The organism is Corallococcus praedator (assembly GCF_003612125.1).
GTDB classification, from domain to species: Bacteria; Myxococcota; Myxococcia; order Myxococcales; family Myxococcaceae; genus Corallococcus; species Corallococcus praedator.
Genome location: NZ_RAWI01000838.1, coordinates 1 through 607, shown reverse-complemented (window position 1 = coordinate 607; position 607 = coordinate 1). Strand labels below are relative to the sequence as shown.

The 607-nt window shown below is 72.0% G+C and carries 1 pseudogene; it reads right to left on the bottom strand.

The window, feature by feature from the left end:
- Window positions 1–449: pseudogene (locus D7Y13_RS42050) on the bottom strand (hypothetical protein); the annotation flags it as partial.
- Window positions 450–607 lie beyond the last annotated feature (158 nt).

Here is a 607-nt window from a genome sequence, read left to right as displayed (position 1 = left end):
GTGCCGGAGGGGGACAGCAGGAGGGCGACGGACTCGCGGTCCGCGATCAGCGTCTGCGTGGTGCTCCCTTGGAAGAGGAGCCCGCCGCCTCCGTCGTACGCCCGCGCGATGAAGGTGAGGGATTGATGGCGCGGCAGGGACGGCAGGGTGCCGGACCAGCCGGACGGGGAAGGCACCAGGTCGAAGTCGGAGAAGAGCGCCGTGTGGCTGGCGGCGTCCTCCACGTCGATGCGGATGCGGGCCACGTCCTGCCAGGTGAAGCCGAGGGCGGACACACGGCCCATCAAGGCTTCGGAGAAGACGTCCCGCGCGCCAATGGCGACGGTGACCTCCGACCCGGTCCGCGCCGGGGCCTCCGGCGACCCGGGCCGCGGACCGGAATCACAACCCGGACCCACGCAGAGCAGGACGAGCAGCAGGCCCACGAAGGGCGAGAGGACGCTTCGCATCACGGGGCTCCGGGGACTGCATGAAGAACCACGAGGCGGGCGCCCCGGCATGACGGGCGCCCGCCTCAAGAGGGACGACGGTTACGGCGCGGGCGGGGTGGTGGGCTGGGTGATTTCGATGTTGCCGCCCGCGCTGGCCGAGTTGGTCGCGCCGACGG